We start from the raw sequence: 22444 nt of genomic DNA on the forward strand, positions 1-22444 counted from the left end.
ATTTCTACCTTATTATCCCTTTTATGTATTTTATAGAGAAAGGTTGTGTTTTATGATTTCAAAACTCACATTTGGTTCGAAAAAATCTACTGTTCATTATGTATTAAGACCTAGTTGTTATGCGATTATTTTCCATTTATCTTCTTCAATGATTGCTGTTATCCAAAAAGGAGACCGTTATTTTTTACCAGGTGGCGGTATGGAAGGTAATGAAACAAAAGAAGATTGTTTGCACCGTGAACTACTAGAGGAATTAGGATGGGCGATTGCAATTGATCAATATATCGGTAATGCAGCTCGATATTTTTATGCAGAAAAGGAAGATACATATTATTTGAATGTTGGGTTCTTTTACATTGCAAATATGGTACAGAAACAAACTGCAAACTGTGAGGATGATCATGTTCTAAGGTGGATGTCTCCTTTACTTGCTGTAGAACTTCTCATTCACGATCATCAAAAATGGGCTGTTGAACAAGCGCTTTTAATACGAAAACAAAAATGATCTCCTTCTATATGAAAGAGATCATTTTTACTGTTAACTTACTTTTTTCAAATTGAGAGCAGGCTTTTTCATTCCACCTTTTTTTACAACATATAAACCGATGAAGATAATAAGCCCGCCAACTAGTTGCATCAAATTAATTTGCTCTCCAATGGTTACTGCCGCAAAGATCACTGCAAACAATGGCACAAGATACATATAAACCATTACTTTCGTTGAGCCTATTTTACTAATACCGACATACCACATTGCAAGTCCGAATATGGTCGCAAAGACGATTGAATATGCTAGTGATTCCCAGCTTGGTGTATCTACTGGCCACGTTAGTGTGTTTACATTGAATAAACAGTATATAACGAGAGGTACAATTCCAATTAAAGTAGACCATGATGTGACTCTCATTGCGGAGTACTTTGTAATAAGAGGTTGTGCTAAAATTGGGTACCATCCCCACGCAATTGCTGCGACTAATCCAATTATATTTCCGAGCCACGCATACTCGTAAGTAGCTCCTCCTGTGTGTCCTGTTAATAAAACGAATGCTGCACCAATAAACGCTACGATTGAACCAATTTGTACTTTCATCAAAAAACGTTCTTGTTTGTGCAATACTGCTAATATCCCTGTAAAAATAGGGGACATCGCAATTAATAATGAGGCGTTCGTTGCTGAAGTATATTTCACGGATAGCATAAACATCGTTTGATACATTGTCGTACCAACGATGCCGACTGCTACTAATCGTAACCAATCTTTTCTTTCAATACGTAATGAGCGTTCCATCATAAAAGTAATAAGTAATAATACCGGTGATGCTACTAAAAATCGTAAACTATTAAATTGAATGGATGACATAAATGCCACGCCATACTTTCCTATTGTATAATTTGCTCCCCATACTAACGCAACTGATACTAGGAGCCATTCCATTTGCCATCGTTTCATCCGAATCTCCCCTTCCATATTTAGCATAGTAAAATTGGCTGGATATAACACCGTCCAATTGGCTGTTTTTTTACCCAGCCAATTTGCTATACTGGATTTATATAAGAGATACGGAGGCGTTTTTTATGGAATGGAAGCTAGATAATGACAGTAAAATCCCTATTTATCAGCAAGTTGTTGACTTTATTGAGAAACGTATTACATACGGAGAACTTCCTCCAGGAAGCTTCCTACCTTCCGAACGGAAATTAGCTACGCAGTTAAATGTAAACCGTAGTACAGTAACGACTGCTTATAATGAGTTACGTGCTATGGGAATTGTAGAAAGTACGACTGGTAAAGGTACACGTGTAAGTACACATATGTGGGGCGTTTCTCCAACATTAACGCCGAACTGGAGAAATTTCGTAGAAGGTGGTACGTTTTTACCAAACTTACCGTTACTTCGCCATATTCGGGCAGAAATACAACAAAATGAAAATATTATTGATTTCGCAAACGGAGAACTCGGTTGTAATCTCTACCCACACGATCAACTACAAACAATTTTACGAGAACAACCGTTAACGCATTCATTAAGTTATGATCATCCGCAAGGCTATCTCCCGCTAAGACAAGCGGTCGTAAAATATATGAAAGAATATTTAAAAGTTGAGGCGACTGAACAATCCATTATGATTACATCCGGCGCCCAGCAAGCACTTCACCTTATCGTGCAATGTTTATTAAATCCAGGTGATGCCGTCGCTTTCGAAAGTCCATCGCACTGTTATTCCTTACCGTTATTCCAATCAGCAGGTATTCGTATTTTCCCATTACCTGTCGATGAACATGGGATTAATCCAGACGATGTACAGGAGTTATATAGAAAACACCGTATTAAAATGATCTTTTTAAATCCAAATTTCCAAAACCCTACGGGAACGATGCTTCATCCAAACCGTAGAAAAACACTGTTATCACTTTGCGCAGATTTACGAATTGCAATCGTTGAGGATGATCCATCCAGCTTGCTGACGCTAGAAAAGAAACAGCCTTGTCCTACTTTGAAATCAATAGATGAAAACGGAACAGTTATTTATGTACATTCTTTATCAAAAATGATTGCGCCAGGATTACGAGTCGGCTGGCTCGTTGCTCCGCAATCTGTAGTAGAAAGATTATCCGACGCACGGCACCAAATGGAATTAGGTATGAGCATATTCCCGCAGTGGCTTATGCAGCAGTTTTTCGAAACTGTACCATTTCAGTCGCATATCGTACCGTTACGAAAACAACTAGCAGAAAAAAGAGACGTTATCGTTCACGCCCTAAACGAGCAACTTCATGATAAAATCTCTTTTTCAAACCCTACTGGTGGTATTTACATATGGGGAAAATTAAAAGAACCGATAAACGAAAAACAACTCATTATGCAAAGCTTAAAACAAGAAATTGCTTTTATGCCTGGTAGTATTTTCGGCGCGAAAGATGGTTATATTCGTTTATCTTATGGAAAAGTGGATATTGATCAAATTGAGGAAGGTATTTCTCGTTTGCGGGAGGCTATTTTAGTTTGTGAAAAATAACTTTACATAAAGCCCTATCGTTTGACAAAAGAAAAATCTACCATTATTATCAACACGAACCTAGTTACCCCGCATTAACGGGCAATAAAACTCCCAGCTCAAAATTCAGCTGTAACAAAGAAGTTAGGTGGGAGATTAACTGCCCGTAAATGCCCGATTGGTTCAACTAATAATCAGTGGAGGATGAACCCCCCACTGATTAAAGTTTCACTTTATAGGAGTGGTAAAAATGAAAATTTACGTTGATGCAGATGCTTGTCCTGTAAAAGATGTAATTATTTTTGAAGCTACGAATGCAGAAATCCCTGTAACCCTCGTTACTAGCTTTTCTCATTATTCTAATGCTCAGCAACCTAAAGGTGTGGAAACAATATATGTTGATTCCGGAGCAGATGCTGCAGATTACCGAATTATGCAGTTAGCAAAAAAAGAAGATTTAATCGTAACACAAGATTACGGTCTTGCTTCGCTCGCTTTAGCAAAAGGCTGTATCGTTCTACACCATAAAGGCTATAAGTATACGAATGATAACATTGAACAATTGTTACAAACACGATATTTAAGTGCAATGGTTCGAAAAAGTGGTAAACGTACAAAGGGACCGAAACCATTTACAGCAGAAGATAAAGAGAAATTTAGAGAGCTCTTTAAAAGTATGATCGCACTTTAAAAATGAATCGTCTATTTGCAAGGAAAACTTCGTAAAACAAAGAAGAGAATATCGTAATGAACATTCTCTTCTTGAGGTTTACCCGTTTAAAATGAAGGTAAATTATCAAAGTTATTTTCTTTTATTCCATCCGGTTCACTACGTATAATATCTCTGCCATACTTATGAAATACGTCCACATGAGCTAACTTCCCTGATTTTGCTTCACTAAGAGCAGTCATATGATCTAACTCTCTCCCGCTACTTGTTTTAAAAGCAATCAAATCACCTTCATCATTTTTACGAACAGCAACAATTTGTTCTGCTCCTGAAGTAACTTCCTGAGCTATTTCAAATTGAGCTTGCTCTTCCCCTTGATGTAAATAATCATTATATACTTTTTCAAAGTCTTTTTTGTCCATTAAACTCACCTCCAAAACATTTTATTAGTATGGTTGGGAGGTGTTGGTTTTATGTACTTTTCTGTTAGAAAAACGAATTTTTAATACCTACGCAAACCCTTCAAAGTCTCCAATATATCATCTGTAAAGGCTGTACTACCCTCTGTCTCTAAAGCTCTGAAATATAAACTTCTTAAGAAAGCTCTAATATTTTGTACTAAAATATCATATTGAGGATGCGGGATGTCTTCAACAATTGCTATACTATGTAACCAATTGCTCCACTCTTCTTCAGTTAAAAGATTTTGGTTACGTAACGACATAATTGGTGCTACTAATCTCTCATCCTCAAAGTGAATGTATACGTAGTCATGTAAGCGTACCTTCTGACGAACAGCTGCAAGAATCGCATACGAAAATTCACGATTTTGGATTGTACGTGCTAACGCATCAAGCGCATCTGCTGCATGTGCCGTAGAGTGTGCCCAGCCTTTTCCTTCTACGTAACCTCTTACATCTTCTTCTAAATATACATATTCCAGCACTTGTTCTGCTACACTGTACAGTTGTTCTTCGGATAACAACGGTTCCCTTTCATGAACAGATAAAATAAGTGGTGGAATTAATACGGAGAATGCACGTTTAAATACAGAGTCTGTTCCCTTTTCACCAATTTTATAAAATAAATAATCAGGACTAATTGCTTGTAGCATTAACCCTCGTAATTCTTTTTGTCTAAACACATCATTTGTAATCCATGTATGAAGCGTACTATAAATTAAATCATCACGTAATTCAGCATCTGGTGATCCGATATAATCTAGCATCCACTGCGCATATGGATATGCATCTACGTCTTCTGGTACAGCATAATTATTATTTTTAATTTGTAGTAGTTCTTCTTTTAGTTCTAGTACTTCTGTCATTTTTTTATCCCCTTTAAATTTCTCTTCCTAAATTATTCCCTATTAGTATCATAAAATTAAACCCATTCTTAACGCAATATAAAATGGAATCATTAATTATCTTCACTATGTAACAGTTCTTCCAATGTTGCTTTAACTTCTTCTTCTAATTCATTAATCGTTCCGCTATAAAGTGTTCCTATGCTACTACTTTTTCGATATCCTTGGTAATAATACCAAAGCGAAATAGTACAGACTTCCCATGATTTTGAAGCATCATATTCAAAATTAATTTCTGATCTATATTCATACTCTAAACAATTCTTAGATGTTAGTTCTTCTAATTCATCACCGTCTATATCTCTTTTAATTGACAGCTTCAAATTTAATTTACCCTTTTGCGCAAAACGTTCTTCATATATTTTTTGATACTTACTGCAAATGTCTTCACTTATACTCTCTAGTTTCATTATTTTTTGTTTTAACTGTTCATTTATCTGTTCATTTTTGATTTCTAAATATTGTTCATCCTTCTCTTCATTCACTTTATTATTTTTTTGAAACCATCTAAACAAATGTTCATTCCCCCTATATAAACTGTATTAATGTCTTTTAAATAGAACTACTGGATCATCAAATTTACTATTTTCAAATAAAACATCTGCAAGTTCTTTCGGATTATGCTCATCTATATACATTTTACAAGCCGCGTGATACCTGTTTAAAAACATCTTCTCTGCTTCTTCATAACTTCCAAAAGCTTCAGTTTCCCGCTTAGCACCACGTTTTCTCGCAATCTCAAAATTTGTATCTACAAAGATTTTGTAATCAAATAAATGCGCAACGTCTTTTTTCAATAGAAACGTTCCATCTACTATTAATATCATATTTTTCGTGGCCAATAGCGGCTCATTATGTACAGGCATATCCGTTATTAAGTTATGAGAAATCGTTTCATATTGTAAATTCCCGTTAGGTCCTAAAGGCATTAATAATCTTTCTTTGAAAGCTGTATAATCGTGTGCATCTTCATAATACCCTCTTGCAGATTCTTTTCCTTTTGCATAGCGAATCACTCTTGGATTATGAAAATCATCAATGCTGGCGCGTGTTACTGGTAATCCTCGTTTTTTTATTTCTTCCGCTAGTTCGTTTGCAAATGTTGTTTTTCCTGAGGCTGTAATACCGCTTACTCCAACTCTTATTGGATGGGTTAAGTTTAGCTTTACAATATGATCTGCAATTTCTTTGATTCGTTGTTTTCGGTTCATGATATCTCCCTTTATAATTAGTTGACATAATATAATTATAGATAATAATTCATGTCACTATTTGTCAGTAAATTGATATCCTTTCTCGAATCGCTGATATCTCGAAAAAATCATTGATATATTTTAAGTTATGATAGATATATTTGAAAAATCGTTGATATATTATTAGCTTACTTTCCCTTAAACCCTCGATATAAAGCAGTCCGTAATTCTTGTTTGTATTCTTCAATTTCTGGCATTTCGAGTTCTTCTGCTAGTCTGATAGCTAATTCAATATCATACGGTACTCGTACAAGTTGAATAGAAAAGCTCGCTGCTTCTTTTTCATTGTAAGTCCCTTCAAATATTAAATAGGAAGCTTGCGTTATTTCAAGCGGGTTTCCTACGCTACCGGCATTACATAACGTTTTCCCTCTGAAATTTTGAACGAACGCTTGGTGAACGTCACCGTAACAAACGACATCTGGTTTTCTTTCCCCTTCTATATTTTCCGTCAGATCACTATTTTCGAACATACTAATACGTTCTTCTCTTGAAGCGTGTGGTTGAATTCTTTCATATAAACTTCTCGGTGAAGCGTGAAACATACGAATGAATTTCCCACTCATATAAAACTCGATTGAAAATGGTAAGTTTCTTAAATAGTCATTTTGTTCTTCCGATAATTGTTTTTGATGCCATTTCAATGCTTCAAATTCAGTCGGCTTTGTAATAAAATCATCCCAGTTTCCCATTACGACTACTTCACATTCTTTACGAATGATTTCAATTGCTTCACTGGAATGAGGTCCTTTTCCTACTAAATCTCCAAGGCAAATAATGCGCTCGATCCCTCTTAATTTAATATCATTCAACACGGATTCTAATGCTTGAATATTACCGTGAATATCTGAAATTACTGCTATTTTATCCATATAAATTACTCCTTTATTTATTAAATTCGCTTGATTGATACCATTTTGGAATATAAGATGAAAAATGATTATGATCTTCTAAAATTCCATTTAATCTTTCCTTCATATCATCTACTAAATGCGGTGTACTTCGATTCGTCCAAACGATATCCGCTGGGAATGTCATCGCGACGTACAATGTATACAGTTTCCAAAAATGAAGCGATGGTTCGCCTCCGAAATAACCGTGAACTTGTCCAACCGCAAATGGTTTACTTATTCTTATAGTAAAAATCGCTACGTTATAAAAATCGTGTATTGGATCACCAAAATCATATCCACCAAAATCGATAACGATAAATTCCTTATTATGAATCATGCTATTTGCTGGATGGAAGTCATCATGTAAAAATCTTATTGGACGATTTTCCAATAAATCTTTATGATTTTCTACAAAGGTTAATACTGGCTTCAAATCCAGAAAATTCACCTCGTAATCTGTTAGTGCCTCTATGTATCTTTCGTATTTATTCCATCTAGATGTTTCCCATTTATTACTTGCACTTTCTCTTTCAATTGAGTGAATCCTCTTTAATACTTCCCCTGCTTTTCTTCCTGCATTATACTGTTCTTCCACCGATAACTTCTTTAAACCTTCTTCACCATTTATACCTCGGGTCCATTCAAATACTTGAACACATTTATTTAATTTCTCAATTATTATGAAATGAATTAACTTGGGTGTTGGAATATGTAATGACTCTAATTGTTTCATATACGTATATTCTTCTTGTTTACGTTCAAAATGAACAGCATCACATACTTTTACAAAATAGGTTTCTTGATTCTTTAATTCAATTTTATACTTCTCTTCATGTGAAAAACCTTTTGAAATAGCTGTACACGTTGCAATACGAGGCCATTCTAGTATTCTCTCTATCTCTCTAAGCATTTCTTCCACAACGTTCACCTCTATCAATATATGTACAAACTCCCTAACACTTCATGCTCTCGTTTATTTCCCCCTTTAAACTCTACTGCAAATGGATATTCGCCATGATTCTTTATGTATTCTTGCACTAGACCTTCTCCAACCGGTTCACAAAACTGTACTTGAATGTCACCAAACGATACACTTTGACACTCAGCATTCCATTTTTCATTTTTCACAACTAAGCTTGTAGATAGCTCCATTACTTCTTTCCATTTCCGTACTGTTTCTCGAACATTTTTTACTGCGTAATGAATCGTTTCAATTTGTTGCACTTTGTTTTTATGTTCAGTAATCGTCCCACTGTTACGTAAATCGTTTCTTCTTTCTTCGTCCGTTTCATTCCACTGTATAAAGAAAGGTAATTTCGGTCCGTTCTCTTCTTGCTTAACGAATAACATTTTCCATTCTAAAAGTCGGCCATCTTTTCTCATACGTTTCCCTTCAAATGGCCCTATCGTATGTAAGCCGTACTTATTAAAGTTAACTGCTAGCTCCTCAATTGCATCTGTTCGGATCGCGATTTGTAGCATTCCTTCTCCATTTTGTAGTTTCACCAATGTTTCTTGTACTAATGGATTTTCTGCTTCTTTCGCTTTTTCTTCATGTTGAACTGCTAAAAATTCAATATATGATAAATCAAAATAACTTAAACTATTCCAAGTACCCCAATTCGTATGCTCTCCGCCTAATACAGTATGAAATCCAAGTTCCTGCATTTGTTTTGCCGCTTCCTCCGGTGTACCATGAACTGCGTGAACGAGATGATCAAATCGTAACATGTCTTTCTCCCCTTTCTCTCCATCCTTTTATTGTATATTTTATTTTTCTTTCATTCAATTCAAAAACTTTAAAACCTAGTTGATTTATACGATTAATATGTATTATAATGAAACAAATTTAATTATTGCTGATTGGAAAAACCAAAGGCACTTTTCTCATACGGGAAAAGTGTCTTTTTCATTTATTATTACAGGGGGATTATTTATGCAGAAATTAATTGTCTTTGCTATTATTGGATTTTTCGCTCAATTGATCGATGGAGCACTTGGAATGGCGTATGGAGTAACGTCTTCCTCTTTATTATTAATGTTTGGTATTGCACCAGCTGTTGCATCTGCATCAGTTCATTTAGCTGAAGTCGTTACAACTGCAGCTTCCGGCGCATCTCATATCAAATTTGGAAACGTTGATAAATATACAGTTTCCAGGCTTACATTGCCTGGGGCAATCGGCGCATTTGTTGGGGCATGTTTTTTAAGTAATTTGCCCGGAGATGTAATCAAACCATACATTTCCGTATTTTTATTTACTTTAGGGGTTTATATTTTATTACGATTCATCATCCAAAAACAAATTGTCACTTCAAATAAGCGTATGTCTGCAAAACAACTTGTGCCGCTTGGTTTATTCGCTGGATTCGTTGATTCAACTGGTGGCGGTGGTTGGGGGCCCATTACGACACCTGTACTTTTGGCAAGAGGAAATGAAGCTAGAAAAGTTATTGGATCTGTAGATACGAGTGAATTTCCTGTTTCACTCGCTGCAACAATCGGCTTTTTCATTTCACTTGGCTGGGAACAAGTAAGCTGGGTTTGGGTATTTGCCTTAATGCTCGGCGGTCTTGTCGCAGCTCCAATTGCTGCATGGTTAGTCCGCATCGTTCCACCCCATTTACTTGGCGTATTAGTTGGTGGTCTTATTATCTTTACAAATATTCGTACACTGCTTACTACATTTAAAGTGGATCCAACTGTTATTTCGCTTTCTTACGTTGCAGTTGGTCTTGTCGTTATTATTTCTATTTTCATTGCTGTTCGAAATCATTCCAATCGCCCTCACACATCAACGGCTGAGTATCCAAATGATCAGAAGCAAATGCTACCATAACTATAAAAAAATACCGCTCAATTTAGAGCGGTATTTTTTATTTTTCTATTTTCCAATTAATCATCGTTTCTGTAGCATTTACTCTCTTCATATGTAACTTTTCTAAAACACGCATCGAACTATAGTTATCTATGAGTGTCTCTGCAATTATTGTTTCTACCTCTCCTGTTTTGAAAGCCCAATCGATTAGTTCTTTTACAGCTTCTGTTGCATAGCCCTGATTCCAATATTTCTCAATAAATCCATAGCCAATTTCTACTGTTTGATCCTCGTTTGGTTTCCCTTTAAATCCAATATCTCCTAAAACGCTATCATCTTCTTTCCGAAAAACATACCACGCCCCCCATGGTAATAAAGCCGCATCTTGTTTTACATTCTCTACATGCCCTACAATATGCAGACCGCTATTATATCCTTGCTCGTTAGCAACTTGAATCCTCTCTTCTGTACACGGCACTATATAGAGCCTTTCTGTTTCTAATTTCATTTTGATTTCCCCTTTTTGCTTAAACGTTACGTTACTCTAATTATAACAAATAATATGACTTTATCATGAATGTCGAATTATATTTTTCTGAATTTTCTTTTTATTTAGAGGGTTTTTCAATATTTTTTGCGAAACATTTGTATAACAATTTTTTCTTTGCTTATTGCTACATAATAGTAGGTTCGGGTGGAGTTTTGCAAGCGTTTCCTATACAATAACCGATATTTTTTGACTTTTCCTAACAAAATATCTTGCAATATATTCAGAAAGTCATTACAATTGCCATATATTAAAAATCTTAGCAATATATAAATCCTCATCAATCCGATGAGGTAGAGGTTGCGACTTTTAATAGTAAAACGGACGAGACACAGAGAATGTCACTGACTCCGTTTGAAAGGAAAAGTTGCCGAAGTTTATATTTCTTCTCTGGAAATATGAGCTGGGGCTGTCTCCGAAAGGAACAGAACTGTCACGTTTACAAAATTACCGTGTAAACGTGGGGTGCTATCTTAACGGAAGGGTATGATGGGGTGGTTATTTGTGAAACGTTCCGCCAAATTCCTTTGGCGGTTTTTTGTATTTTTCTCCCCCGCTCCTTCCTAACCTACAAGAAAAGGAGTGTTGAACATGAATAGCGCAACAAATCAATCTACCTCTAAAACGCAAACTACACAAGGACAAGGTGAATTAAAACGCGGATTAAAATCGCGGCACCTTACGATGATTTCTCTCGGCGGTACAATCGGTACCGGACTATTTCTTGCCAGCGGTGGTGTCATTCATTCAGCTGGTCCTGGCGGCGCATTAATTGCATACGCCGCAATTGGAATTATGGTATATTTCTTAATGACAAGCTTAGCTGAACTTGCAGCTTACATGCCTGTTACTGGATCTTTTAGTACGTATGCAACAAAATTTGTTGATCCATCACTTGGTTTTGCACTTGGATGGAACTATTGGTATAACTGGGCGATTACAATTGCGGCAGAACTAGCGGCCGTAACATTAATTATGAAATTTTGGTTCCCAGATACCCCTTCTCTTATTTGGAGCGGATTATGTTTAGCTATTATTTTCCTTTTAAACTATTTATCTGTTAAAGGGTTTGGTGAATCTGAATATTGGTTCGCACTTATTAAAGTAGTTACGATTATTATCTTTTTAATTGTCGGCTTTATGATGATTTTCGGAATTATGGGGGGCGAAACTGTTGGCTTCAAAAACTTCACTGTTGCTGATGCACCATTTAACGGTGGTATCATGGCAATTATCGGTGTATTTATGGCAGCTGGTTTCTCCTTCCAAGGAACTGAATTACTTGGGGTAGCTGCTGGTGAAACGTCTGATCCAGAACGTAATATCCCAAAAGCAATTCGTTCAATCTTTTGGCGTATTCTTTTATTCTATATCCTTGCGATTCTCGTTATCGGTTTACTAATTCCTTATACAACTGAAAGCCTTGCTGCAAGTGATGTTACAGTAAGTCCGTTTACACTTATTTTTGAAAAAGCGGGCGTTGCCTTTGCTGCTTCTGTTATGAACGCTGTTATTTTAACTGCTGTACTATCTGCTGGTAACTCTGGTATGTATGCATCAACTCGTATGCTTTGGGATTTAGCTCGCCAAGGAAAAGCACCAAAGTTTCTTGGTAAATTAGATAGCCGCGGTGTACCTGTTAACGCGTTAATCGTAACATCGATTGTCGGTAGTATTGCTTTCATTGCTTCTTTATTCGGTGACGGTGTTGTATACATTTGGTTATTAAACGCATCCGGAATGTCTGGCTTTATCGCATGGGTCGGAATTGCAATTAGTCATTACCGTTTCCGTAAAGCGTATATCACACAAGGAAAAGATTTAAATGACTTACCATATAGAGCAAAATGGTTCCCATTCGGTCCACTCTTCGCATTTACTCTTTGTATTATCGTAATTTTAGGACAAAACTATGGCGCATTTATGGGTGAATCAATCGATTGGAACGGCGTACTTGTTTCTTACATCGGTTTACCACTCTTCTTAGTACTATGGTTAGGATATAAATTTACGAAAAAAACAAAAGTGATTCCACTCGATAAATGTGAACTAAAATAAAGTGAAACGAGCAAACAAATTTGTTTGCTCGTTTTTTGTTGCAAACCTCTTTGCTTCCCTATTGCTCCTGTTTTTGCAATAATAAAGGAAATATAAATAAAGGTTGGGATACAATGAACATTCGCATTACTGATGAAGCGAAAGCAGCTATACATAGATTAGAACGTGAAGATAAAAAGATCGTTCGCATTAGAGGAACAATGACGAACTCTTGTAGTATTTTCGTTGATGTCGATTTAATTTTGGATACATATAACGCAGATGATGTTGTATATGAAGATGCGGAGCTTATCGTACAAATGGATTCATTCACGAAAGACTACACTGGTGATACAGTGAAGCTTGATTATAAGACGACAGGTTTTAGTATTACGACTCCGAATGAGACGTTAGTTTATGGTTTGTCGATAAAAAAATAAAAATTGTTTTCATTTGACCACTGAGGTGAAAAAATGGGTAAATATGTTCCGTTAAAATTTTTATTTAACGAAGAATTAGCAGAAAAAATGGCTGATTCTATTTGTAAACACGATCCTACTTTCTCTAAAAGAAACTTTGTATCTTCCGTAACATGTAAAGTTGAAAATTTAGAGTTAAAGCAGCGTATTGAAGTAATAGCAGATGAATTACATAATGCATTACAAAAAGATTTTAATGAAGCAATACATATATTACTAAAAACATTAGGCCCAGAAAATACAACAGAAGTAGGCACATTTACAAACGGATATATGTACATGCCTCTTGCAAAATACGTTGAAAAATATGGACTTAACGACTTTGAAACCTCATTCAACGCCATGTATGAAATAACGAAAAGAAATACTGCTGAATATGCCATTCGGCCTTTTCTTGAAACATACCATGAAGACACACTAAATATATTACAACAGTGGATTTATGACGAAAACAGCCACATTAGAAGATTAGTTTCTGAAGGTACAAGACCAAGGCTTCCTTGGGCTAAAAAAATAGGAGCTCTAAAAGATGATTTTAAGTACAATTTACAGCTTCTTGAACCATTAATGAATGACCCTTCTAAATATGTTCAAAAATCTGTAGCCAATCATATTAACGATATTACGAAAGAAGATAAAGAACTCGTTTTTCAGTGGTTACAGCAATTACGTGATAAACAGCATCCTATTAAACCTTGGATTATAAAACATGGACTAAGAACAGTAATAAAAAGTGGTACTTTACCAAAAAATTTTTCTTTTTAAGTATTTTAAACAAAACCGCTTATGCTTCAAAAATGAAGCATAAGCGGTTTTCCTTTTGAATACAGAAATAACAAACATAAAAAGTACTTTAAATTTCTTCTTTATATCATTATTTTACTAACTCTTCTATGTTATTACTTTCCTTAATTTTTTCGGATGATAGCCAGAGTGAATAACTTGTTCCATCCTTGTTCCTTAAATATATGTTAAATTCCTTATTATATAGTTCTTCTTTAAGAATAGTGACTACCTTTCTCAAATCATCTATTACATATGGATCATTTCTATATTTTATCTCACTGTCATTGAAAACTAAAGTCAATTCATACTCTAGACAATTGCCGTCTTTCGGGTGTGGACAAGTAATATCCTCAATTACAAAACGATCATTTTGAATTTCATTTAACCTTACGCCTACTTTTGTTTCAGTTTGAATCAAATATGTCCAATAACCGCTTACAGTGTTTTTCATTGTTAAAAGCAGTTCTTCTTTCGTTATAGCTTTTTGCACATTTTGAAAAGGGAAACCTATAGATTCACCATTATAATCCTCAATTTCAAGTGTTGTTATCTTTCTATTACTCTTCTGAATGAATTGAATTAGAGCATATAAACGATCTAATTCTTTTGATTCAAATTGACTGTAATCAATCTTGTCACTCGTTTTTAAAGTTAATAATAACTTATCCGTTGGTTTCTCCTCTATATCATCATCCACTATATATTGAAAAACATTTTTATTTTCTGGTTCCACGTAACCTAATTTTTTAATTTCTTCTAGCATTGGTTTAAATTTCTTATATTCCTCATATGTTTTTTTTCCGTATTGATATTCATCACCTTTTATTCTTGAATATAAGAAGCCATCTACCTCTACTCTAAATTGAATATTTTTGTTATTTTTTGCTTGAACAGTATGATATGTATGCCCCATATTCCCTTCGTTTATAGCACCCCAATGTGTTACAATCACATCAATTCCGTGCTTTTTTTTCACATATTTTTTCACCTGATCGTCATCTTTATAATTACACCCACTTAAACATAAGAAACATAACAATACTAACATTACATTTTTCATTCTTTTCATATAGCACCTTGCCCTCTTTTCGCATAAACAAAATATTCCATATATAAAGAATACTAAATCGCTGAATGTTTTCAAAGAATTAAAATATTTTTACACTCGGTTTATATATCTATTTCTTTTATTAATAGCTCTAATAAGTTTTAATATTGATAATCGAATATAATAAAAAGAAACCTAAATTTAAGGTTTCCCATTTTTACCAACAATTTAAATTTTAATAGATATTTTTTAGCCAAGTAATAATTTGTAGTACCTGAAACGACTCAAACCAAGTAATGAAAAACAGGAGAACAAAGAAAGAGATAAGTGATATGAATTTTAATCTTCCATCTTCACGTCTAGCAATCGCTATAATACTCAGAACCACTCCAATTAAAAAAGAAATATACCCTAATAGGATAATAGGCTCAGAATAGCTATCTATTATCCTATTTAATCCAAATAATAACATTCCAAAAGTCATCAATGTTATTGAAAATACACTAAATTTTTTCATAATTCAACCTCCAATATAATTTTACTATTTTATGGAGAGAATAATTTTTTTATGCGTATGGATGAACAATTACACTATAAAATTAGATAACTCAATTTATTTTTTCATTAAACAACTGCCTTCTTTTATACCCTCAAAGGATTTTCACTCAATTAACCCGAATATATAAATAACAATTCTCACAAGGAGTAACTTTATATGAATCTATTCGAACACGAAACATAAAACCGTTCCACTTTAATAAGAGGTCCTCCCTTTTTCTTTTCTCATCATATCATCCATTAAAAAAATAGGAGGACATAATTATGAAACGTGATCCATTATTTTTAACTTTATTAGAAAGTGCAAATACACATTTTAGCGGCTGGGATTTTTCTTTCATTTCAGAAACAGGTCGAATGAAGAGCGAGCCTTTATCGTGGTCATACGGCAGTACTACTTTTCAGCTTATGCAACGTGCAGAATCAATGCTCGATATGGGTACTGGCGACGGAGAGTTTTTATCTATGTTACAACCGTTCCCGTCAACTATATTCGCTACTGAGGGCTACGCTCCAAATGTGCCAATTGCTCGAAAGAAATTAGAGCCTTTAGGGGTTACCGTTGTAGAAGTGACCGATGATACTGCTTTGCCATTTCAAGATGGTCAATTTAATTTAATTATAAATCAACATGAATCGTATGCTGCTTCTGAGGTAAACGGAATTCTTTCTCCAAGTGGCGTTTTTCTTACACAACAAGTTGGCGGTCTTGATTGCGCGGAACTTAATGAGCAGTTTGGCTCACCACTAAATAGCGAATTTGCAAGTTGGTCTCTGGAAACCGCATGCAGTGAGTTAAAGCAAAATAGATTTACTATCTTAGATGCAAAAGAGGAATTCCCTTTCCAACGCTTTTATGACATTGGCGCTATCGTCTATTATTTAAAAGCAATTCCGTGGCAAATTCCTGATTTTACTGTTGAAAGGTATTGTGAGGAATTATATCGTATACATGAAATCATCTTACAAAAAGGTTATTTTGATGTGAAGCAACATCGTTTTATGATTAAGGCGATTTGTAGCTAACAAAAAGAGGTGGCAAAGCCACCTCCTTTTTGCTCCGTTTACATATGTTCTCTACTCTTTCATAATAAGAAAAGTTATATCATGCATATTACAATTATGACCAATGAATTGTATTTCTGAAACATATAATCACCTCGCATATATGATAAGAGCAAAAACGTGATTTTTCACTTTCCTCTTCTATTGAGAAATGAGTTGTTTTTCATATCGCTTGTTCGCATCATCTTCTGTCAAACATGCAGTTGTGTAATGAATAATATTCCGGTTATCATACGTAAACATATGTTCTAACTTATTTTCTTCTGTTAATACTGTCGGTAAGTATTTTGGTAAATTGCTAACTACTCCTCTATTATCACCATCTAATATCCAATCAATTTCTTTCCATTCTAATAGACCTTCAGCCGTACGTAATGGTGTATTCATTTGCATTCCATCTGGCAAATCAGCAACGAACACATACATTCCTTCACTAGCCTGGGGCTCATCTTTACCTTTAAAACCAACAGTCCCTTTATACGTTACACTTGAAAGTTCTATGCCCGTTTCCTCAAATGTTTCTCTAATTATTCCTTCGTATGGCGTTTCATTATCTTCTATTTTTCCTCCAACACCATTCCACATCCCCATATTCGGCTTTTTATTTCTATTTAATAGCAGTATTTTATCGCTTTTTCTAATAAAGCAAATTGTGTATTTGTACATACGATCATTTCCTTTCATTTTCCACATGAGTTATTTGGCTTATTTTCAAGTAAAAACACTCGCCTTACAATTCCTTACTACATAATATATAGTACAACTTTCATGCGTAAACACTTTACGTCAAACGAGAGAATCCTTTTTAGAAAGGAGAATTTAAAATCGATAATATAAGCAATGAATTTCTAAACCAATATTACAACAGCCTCGTATGGTTAAACGATACACACTGGTTCGGGGTTCCAATCTGTAAACTTCCCTCTGATCTCTTTTTGTATCAAGAAATCATTTATGAATTAAAGCCCGATTTAATTATTGAATGCGGGACTTTTCACGGTGGTAGTGCACTGTATTTAGCTTCTATGTTAGATTTAATTGGAAAAGGTCACGTACTTACTATCGATATAACTCCGCAGCCAAATCGACCATCACATAATCGGATTACGTATTTAACAGCATCTTCTGTTTCTGTGCAGGCCGTCCAAACAATAGTAAGCATGCGCAAACCTGATGATGTGGTTTTAGTTATTTTAGATTCTGATCATAGTAAAGAGCATGTATCCAAAGAACTATTACTATATAAATCTATCGTCACTACTGGCAGTTATATGATTGTAGAAGATACCTCCATTAATGGACATCCGCTTCTTCCCGATTGGGGGCCTGGCCCGATGGAGGCTGTGGATGAGTTTTTAACTAAAAATAATAACTTCATAATCGACGAGTCTAAACATAAATTTTTCATATCATTTAATCCAAAAGGTTTTTTAAAGAAAATAAAGTGAAACTTTAATAAGTGGGGTTTTGCTCCTCTCCCACTTATTCTATTATTTTCATTTTTGAAAAAGGATAATATACAAATTCCACCTTGCCAATTATGTTATCTTCTTCAATATATCCTAAGCCATTTCGACTATCTCTACTTACTTCGCGGTTATCTCCCATTACAAATAACTTATTTGGCGGAATTTTTGTCTTTTGAAAGTTATAAAACACTTGTGTGTTGTTAAATAAATCTTTGTTTGTATATGGTTCTTCTTGCTTTTTATCGTTCACATATACCTTTCCGTTCGTTATGTTAATTACATCACCAGGAAGCCCTATTACACGTTTCACATAATATTTCGATTCATCCGCTTCCTTTATAATGACAATTTCTCCGTGTTGTAAATTAGAAAGACGTACTACTGCTTTATTTACAAATACGTAGTCTTCTTCATATAAAGTCGGCTGCATCGATTCCCCTTCCACCTTACATAAAGTAAAAGAATGGTAGCCTATGACTATCACCAATATAAATAGTATGTACTTGCCCCAGCCTCTCTTAATCTCCTTTTTCATATCCATTCCCACCTTATAAAGCGCTTTTTAACTCAAAAAATATATCACTGCACAATATGTTTCCATGCAGTGATACTATTTTTACTGTGCCTTGTTCGGTTGTTCTACTGGAATTGAATTTGCATTTGATCTATTTGTTTTTAACTCAAAATACGCATCCAAAATTTCTTTACCAATCGCAGAATTAATTCCTGATTTATCATCATTCACCCATGGTACAACAACTGAAAAAGCTACTTCCGGATCAGCATCATATGGTGCATAACCGGCAAGAGTTAAATTATAACATTTTTTTCGGTTGTTGTTCTCATCTCTTCCAATATCACTTTCTCCACCATATACTGTCTCAGCTGTTCCTGTTTTTCCCGCTGGTTTATATGGTAGACCTTTAAACGTTCCGGTACCTGTTCCGTCAGCTTCTTGAAAAACTCTTCTAAATCCTTCTTTTACATGATTAATGTACGAAGTGTCCATATCCACTCGATTTAATACAACTGGTTCAATCGACCGAACGACTTTTCCTACATCCTCTGGTCTATTCGGTTGCTCTCTAACTTCTTGTACAATTTGTGGTTTCATTCGGTAACCGCCATTTGCAATGGTTGAAATATATTGTGCAAGCTGAAGCGGCGTATATGTATCATACTGTCCAATCGCGTAATCAAGTAAAAATCCGGGTATGTTATCAGTTCTACCTACTTGACCAATTGATTCATTTGGCAGGTCAATACCAGTCGACACACCTAGGCCAAATTGTCTAAAATAGTAGCGCATTTTATTAAATGTTTCTTGTTTAATGTCCAATGGATTGTTTGGGACATAATTAATGCCTGCCATTTTTAAAGCCGTATTAAACATATAAACGTTCGATGACACTTGCAAAGCTCTTAAATCATCAATATCCCCAAATTCTTTCCACGATTTCTTCGGCTTAGAACTTCCTTTAAAATACATTGGTGCATCAAAGAAATGTGTATACGGCTTAATCGCTTCTGTTTGATATCCAGTTAATAAAGTAGCACCTTTTACAGTTGACCCTAACTCATAAGAACTTGTCATCGTTCCTAATGCATAATCTTCTATTTGCATACCGCCATCTTTATTTACAATTTTCTTTCCTGCCATTGATAAAATTTGACCGTTTTTCGGATTCATCATTACTACGAACGCACGATCCATCATCGGCTCTGCAGCATGAAAGGCTCGTAAATTCTTTTCAAGGCTTCCCTCTACTCTTTTCTGTAAATCCATATCGACTGTTAACATCAAGTTATTTCCACTTTTTCCTTCAGTCACTTTTTCTGTTCGAACAATCTTCCCTGCTTTATCCATAATATTTTTAGACTGTTCTTTCGTTCCGTGTAGTGCATCTTCGTATTGTTTTTCGATGTAACTTTTACCAATACGGTCGTTTCGATTATAATCACGAACTAAATAATAATCTAATTGTTCTCTTGGCAAGCCCTCATTTTCAGTAGAAACGCTACCAAGGATGGAACGAAGTATTTTATCATTTGGGTATTCACGTTCCCAGTCCACTGTCGTATCCACTCCTGGCAAACTTGCCAATCTTTCACTTACGACTGCGTATTCATTTTGACTTACATCTTTTTTTACGATTTGCGGCGTCATTTTATATCCCGCATTCATTTTACTTTTAATTGCTAGTACTTCTAAATCCTCTTTTGAAAGCTCGCTTAATTCTTCTTGCGTAATTCTTTCCCTACGTAACTCTTCTACTTTTTTATCTAATTCTTTTCCTTCTATTTCTTGCTCCCTAAATTTACTATCATCTTCTTTTGTCACTTTTGCAGCTGCTCGCTTTTCATTTAACTGCATCCAAAAATCTTTTTTATCTGTTTCTGTCAACTTATCTATATCTTCTGGTGACATTTCTATTAGCTGCGCTAACTGCCTTGCTACTTGTAAAACTTCTTTCGAATCTACCCCTTTCATTTTCGTATATGTAACGGTTCGTAGTGGTTTGTTATTTACAATCACTTGGCCTTGCCGATCAAACATTTTCCCTCTAGGAACAGGCGTGCTTACCGTTACATCTTCCTTTTTGTTCACTTCATTTCTATACGTTTCTCCATCAATGATTTGTACTTTACCTAATTGAATTATAATAGCTGAAAATAAAAGAAAGACGATAAAAAATAGTACATTTAACCGAAAAGGAATATGGGTCTTTTTCTTTTTCGATTGTTTCTTCTGCTCCTTTTTCTGTCTCATTTCGCTCCCTCGCTTCATTCTATTAACATTTCTACATAGAACCATTATGTATCAAATTTATTTATATGATATATATAGAATTTTATATTAATTACAAAAGAAATAAAAGATTTAATTTTCAGTTTTTTAATTTTATATCCTATTTATTACCATTCCCCTTAATTCGTCATAACATGAATTTTCTTCAAACAAAAAACTGAGGTGTTCTCTATACACCCCAGTGTTTTCGTTAACTTATTTCATTGAAGATAACCCTTCAACAAACTCACCAATCTTATTTTGAAAAACAAAATCAAAGTTATATTCTTGTCCTGTTAACTCTTCATTTACTAAAATTGTCGTTGCCCCGATTTCCCTCTTTGCGATTTGTGGGAATGAAGCGACAGGTTGTACTTTTAACGACGTTCCTAAAACGATAAGTACATCTGTTTCATATAAACGTTTCATCGCATTTTGATATTGAGGCAGTGTATCTCCGTATAAAACAACGTCTGGATTTAAAATGAAATTACACTTCTGACAACGCGGCACTTCATGATCAATCATATACTGTAAATCATATCCCGCTTTACACTTCGGACAATGTGCTGTTTGAAGTGTTCCATGTAAATCAATGACATGTTTACTGCCACCTAATTGATGTAAACCGTCAATATTTTGCGTTAAAATCGTAATATCTTTCCCTTGTTCTTCTAGCTCAGCTAAAAAACGATGTCCACGATTTGGTTTATATTGATGGAACGTATTAATTTGAAAGATTTCTTTATAATGCTTCCAAAATTCTTTCGGACTTCGGTTATAATACCCTCTTGATAAGTACATCTCCACATTCGCATCAGCATACAATCCATTTGCTGAACGGAAATCTGGGATACCACTTTCCGTACTTGCACCAGCGCCTGTTAATACTGTAATTTTCTTCGCTTTTTCTAAAATTGAACGAACTTCTTCAAATTGTTGCACAAAAATCACCTCTATGTATTTTCCTATTCTTATTATACCAGTTGTTTACAGGAGGTGTTGTACAATTCATTTTACTTAATGCGTTGCGCCCCCAATCTCTACAATATCTACTTCAACTGTCATCGTTACTTCAATTGCCAATTCTATTCCCTTACGAATAGTAGAAAGTGACATACTCGGTTGCCCTGGATAGTTACTCGCTTGTTCTGGTAAAAACGGAATATGAATGAATCCGCCTTTTATTTTCTTATCATGTTTCTCTAGTTCATGCATAAGTCCATAGAATAAGTGATTACAAACGAATGTGCCTGCCGTCTGTGAAACAGATGACGGTATGCCCTCTTCGCGAAGTTTTTTTACGATTGCTTTCATCGGAAGTGTAGACCAATACGCAATCGCTCCTTCTTCTACAACCGGTACATCTACTGGCTGATTCCCTTCATTATCAGCAATTCTTGCATCATCAATATTAATTGCGACACGTTCTATCGTAATATCTGGTCTGCCCCCAGCTTGTCCGATACATATAATAATTTCCGGCGCTAGTTCTTCTATATACTCTTTTAATACGCTTATTGATTTATGAAATACAGTTGGTATTTGTTTGCTTATTATCTTGTATTCTCCAATTGTTTTTTCATGCAAACCTTTTGCTACTTCCCAAGCTGGATTGATATTTTCTCCGCCAAACGGATCAAACCCTGTTAATAATACTGTTTTCATAG

The 22444-nt window shown here is 34.9% G+C and carries 25 protein-coding genes and 1 riboswitch; of the genes, 9 read left to right on the top strand and 16 right to left on the bottom strand.

Translation table 11 applies throughout. The features are described from left to right. The first annotated feature begins 52 nt into the window (after positions 1–52). Positions 53–505, top strand: coding sequence for an NUDIX hydrolase (locus tag NST27_RS14720; RefSeq protein WP_000624008.1), 453 nt, complete (start codon positions 53–55; stop codon positions 503–505). A gap of 33 nt (positions 506–538) precedes the next feature. Here NST27_RS14720 and NST27_RS14725 read toward each other — a convergent pair whose 3' ends face one another. After that, complete coding sequence (locus NST27_RS14725) at positions 539–1450, bottom strand: DMT family transporter (protein WP_047386407.1); 912 nt, start codon at positions 1448–1450, stop codon at positions 539–541. Positions 1451–1575: 125 nt separating this feature from the next. Between NST27_RS14725 and pdxR the strand changes: the two genes are divergently transcribed. Continuing rightward, positions 1576–3018 (top strand): MocR-like pyridoxine biosynthesis transcription factor PdxR, encoded by a 1443-nt coding sequence (pdxR, locus tag NST27_RS14730; RefSeq protein ID WP_000454888.1) that lies wholly within the window; start codon positions 1576–1578, stop codon positions 3016–3018. 229 nt (positions 3019–3247) lie between these two features. Then, positions 3248–3688: a YaiI/YqxD family protein gene (locus NST27_RS14735; protein WP_000708769.1), complete on the top strand. Its 441-nt coding sequence runs from the start codon at positions 3248–3250 to the stop codon at positions 3686–3688. 86 nt (positions 3689–3774) lie between these two features. Here the strand turns inward: NST27_RS14735 and NST27_RS14740 are convergent, their stop codons facing one another. The 7 genes from NST27_RS14740 to NST27_RS14770 form a co-directional block, all read right to left on the bottom strand. Then, positions 3775–4089, bottom strand: a complete 315-nt coding sequence (locus tag NST27_RS14740; protein WP_000358160.1) for a DUF3892 domain-containing protein — start codon at positions 4087–4089, stop codon at positions 3775–3777. A gap of 80 nt (positions 4090–4169) precedes the next feature. Beyond that, on the bottom strand, positions 4170–4994 hold the full coding sequence (locus NST27_RS14745) for a DUF2785 domain-containing protein (protein ID WP_000141230.1): 825 nt from the start codon (positions 4992–4994) through the stop codon (positions 4170–4172). A 92-nt stretch (positions 4995–5086) separates the two neighbouring features. Next, complete coding sequence (locus NST27_RS14750; protein WP_047386411.1) at positions 5087–5548, bottom strand: hypothetical protein; 462 nt, start codon at positions 5546–5548, stop codon at positions 5087–5089. 27 nt (positions 5549–5575) lie between these two features. Beyond that, on the bottom strand, positions 5576–6244 hold the full coding sequence (locus tag NST27_RS14755; protein WP_001080551.1) for a uridine kinase: 669 nt from the start codon (positions 6242–6244) through the stop codon (positions 5576–5578). A 170-nt stretch (positions 6245–6414) separates the two neighbouring features. Continuing rightward, positions 6415–7158, bottom strand: coding sequence for a metallophosphoesterase family protein (locus tag NST27_RS14760; RefSeq protein WP_000357653.1), 744 nt, complete (start codon positions 7156–7158; stop codon positions 6415–6417). A 13-nt stretch (positions 7159–7171) separates the two neighbouring features. Then, positions 7172–8098, bottom strand: a complete 927-nt coding sequence (locus NST27_RS14765; protein ID WP_047386435.1) for an aminoglycoside phosphotransferase family protein — start codon at positions 8096–8098, stop codon at positions 7172–7174. A 14-nt stretch (positions 8099–8112) separates the two neighbouring features. Beyond that, the gene (locus tag NST27_RS14770) at positions 8113–8910 is read right to left on the bottom strand and encodes a VOC family protein (RefSeq protein WP_000943345.1); all 798 of its coding nucleotides are present in this window, start codon (positions 8908–8910) and stop codon (positions 8113–8115) included. 205 nt (positions 8911–9115) lie between these two features. Between NST27_RS14770 and NST27_RS14775 the strand changes: the two genes are divergently transcribed. Then, positions 9116–10018 (top strand): sulfite exporter TauE/SafE family protein, encoded by a 903-nt coding sequence (locus NST27_RS14775; protein WP_001170722.1) that lies wholly within the window; start codon positions 9116–9118, stop codon positions 10016–10018. 37 nt (positions 10019–10055) lie between these two features. On the opposite strand, the gene NST27_RS14780 is transcribed toward NST27_RS14775, so the two are convergent. After that, positions 10056–10505 (bottom strand): GNAT family N-acetyltransferase, encoded by a 450-nt coding sequence (locus NST27_RS14780; protein WP_000764597.1) that lies wholly within the window; start codon positions 10503–10505, stop codon positions 10056–10058. A gap of 325 nt (positions 10506–10830) precedes the next feature. After that, a riboswitch (Lysine riboswitch) is annotated at positions 10831–11023 on the top strand. A 112-nt stretch (positions 11024–11135) separates the two neighbouring features. Here NST27_RS14780 and NST27_RS14785 point away from each other — a divergent pair. From NST27_RS14785 to NST27_RS14795, 3 genes are all read left to right on the top strand, one after another. After that, entirely contained in the window at positions 11136–12602 is a 1467-nt protein-coding gene (locus NST27_RS14785; RefSeq protein ID WP_001083388.1) for an amino acid permease, read from the top strand. A 113-nt stretch (positions 12603–12715) separates the two neighbouring features. Next, entirely contained in the window at positions 12716–13021 is a 306-nt protein-coding gene (locus NST27_RS14790; RefSeq protein ID WP_001026190.1) for an iron-sulfur cluster biosynthesis family protein, read from the top strand. A 33-nt stretch (positions 13022–13054) separates the two neighbouring features. Next, positions 13055–13825 (top strand): DNA alkylation repair protein, encoded by a 771-nt coding sequence (locus NST27_RS14795; RefSeq protein WP_000521708.1) that lies wholly within the window; start codon positions 13055–13057, stop codon positions 13823–13825. A gap of 109 nt (positions 13826–13934) precedes the next feature. Here the strand turns inward: NST27_RS14795 and NST27_RS14800 are convergent, their stop codons facing one another. Both NST27_RS14800 and NST27_RS14805 read right to left on the bottom strand, forming a co-directional pair. Beyond that, entirely contained in the window at positions 13935–14915 is a 981-nt protein-coding gene (locus NST27_RS14800; RefSeq protein ID WP_047386416.1) for a hypothetical protein, read from the bottom strand. A 214-nt stretch (positions 14916–15129) separates the two neighbouring features. Further along, positions 15130–15411, bottom strand: a complete 282-nt coding sequence (locus NST27_RS14805; protein ID WP_000714729.1) for a hypothetical protein — start codon at positions 15409–15411, stop codon at positions 15130–15132. 305 nt (positions 15412–15716) lie between these two features. Here NST27_RS14805 and NST27_RS14810 point away from each other — a divergent pair, with 305 nt between their 5' ends. Then, on the top strand, positions 15717–16478 hold the full coding sequence (locus tag NST27_RS14810) for a methyltransferase domain-containing protein (protein ID WP_000817578.1): 762 nt from the start codon (positions 15717–15719) through the stop codon (positions 16476–16478). A gap of 180 nt (positions 16479–16658) precedes the next feature. Here the strand turns inward: NST27_RS14810 and NST27_RS14815 are convergent, their stop codons facing one another. Then, a complete protein-coding gene (locus NST27_RS14815; RefSeq protein ID WP_000280182.1) occupies positions 16659–17183 on the bottom strand; it encodes an NUDIX hydrolase in 525 nt (174 codons plus the stop codon). Positions 17184–17341: 158 nt separating this feature from the next. Between NST27_RS14815 and NST27_RS14820 the strand changes: the two genes are divergently transcribed. Further along, complete coding sequence (locus tag NST27_RS14820) at positions 17342–17965, top strand: cephalosporin hydroxylase family protein (RefSeq protein WP_080008954.1); 624 nt, start codon at positions 17342–17344, stop codon at positions 17963–17965. Between the two features lie 34 nt (positions 17966–17999). On the opposite strand, the gene lepB is transcribed toward NST27_RS14820, so the two are convergent. The 4 genes from lepB to pcp all read right to left on the bottom strand — a co-directional run bounded on the left by lepB (position 18000) and on the right by pcp (position 22442). After that, positions 18000–18521, bottom strand: a complete 522-nt coding sequence (lepB, locus tag NST27_RS14825; RefSeq protein ID WP_001986493.1) for a signal peptidase I — start codon at positions 18519–18521, stop codon at positions 18000–18002. 81 nt (positions 18522–18602) lie between these two features. Then, on the bottom strand, positions 18603–20756 hold the full coding sequence (locus NST27_RS14830) for a peptidoglycan D,D-transpeptidase FtsI family protein (protein WP_001249202.1): 2154 nt from the start codon (positions 20754–20756) through the stop codon (positions 18603–18605). A 234-nt stretch (positions 20757–20990) separates the two neighbouring features. Continuing rightward, the gene (locus tag NST27_RS14835; RefSeq protein ID WP_001183799.1) at positions 20991–21719 is read right to left on the bottom strand and encodes an NAD-dependent protein deacylase; all 729 of its coding nucleotides are present in this window, start codon (positions 21717–21719) and stop codon (positions 20991–20993) included. A gap of 75 nt (positions 21720–21794) precedes the next feature. Further along, positions 21795–22442, bottom strand: a complete 648-nt coding sequence (gene pcp / locus NST27_RS14840; protein ID WP_000859703.1) for a pyroglutamyl-peptidase I — start codon at positions 22440–22442, stop codon at positions 21795–21797. Between the last annotated feature and the right edge of the window lie 2 nt (positions 22443–22444).

The organism is Bacillus sp. FSL W8-0770 (genome assembly GCF_038008705.1).
Lineage (GTDB): Bacteria > Bacillota > Bacilli > Bacillales > Bacillaceae_G > Bacillus_A > Bacillus_A cereus.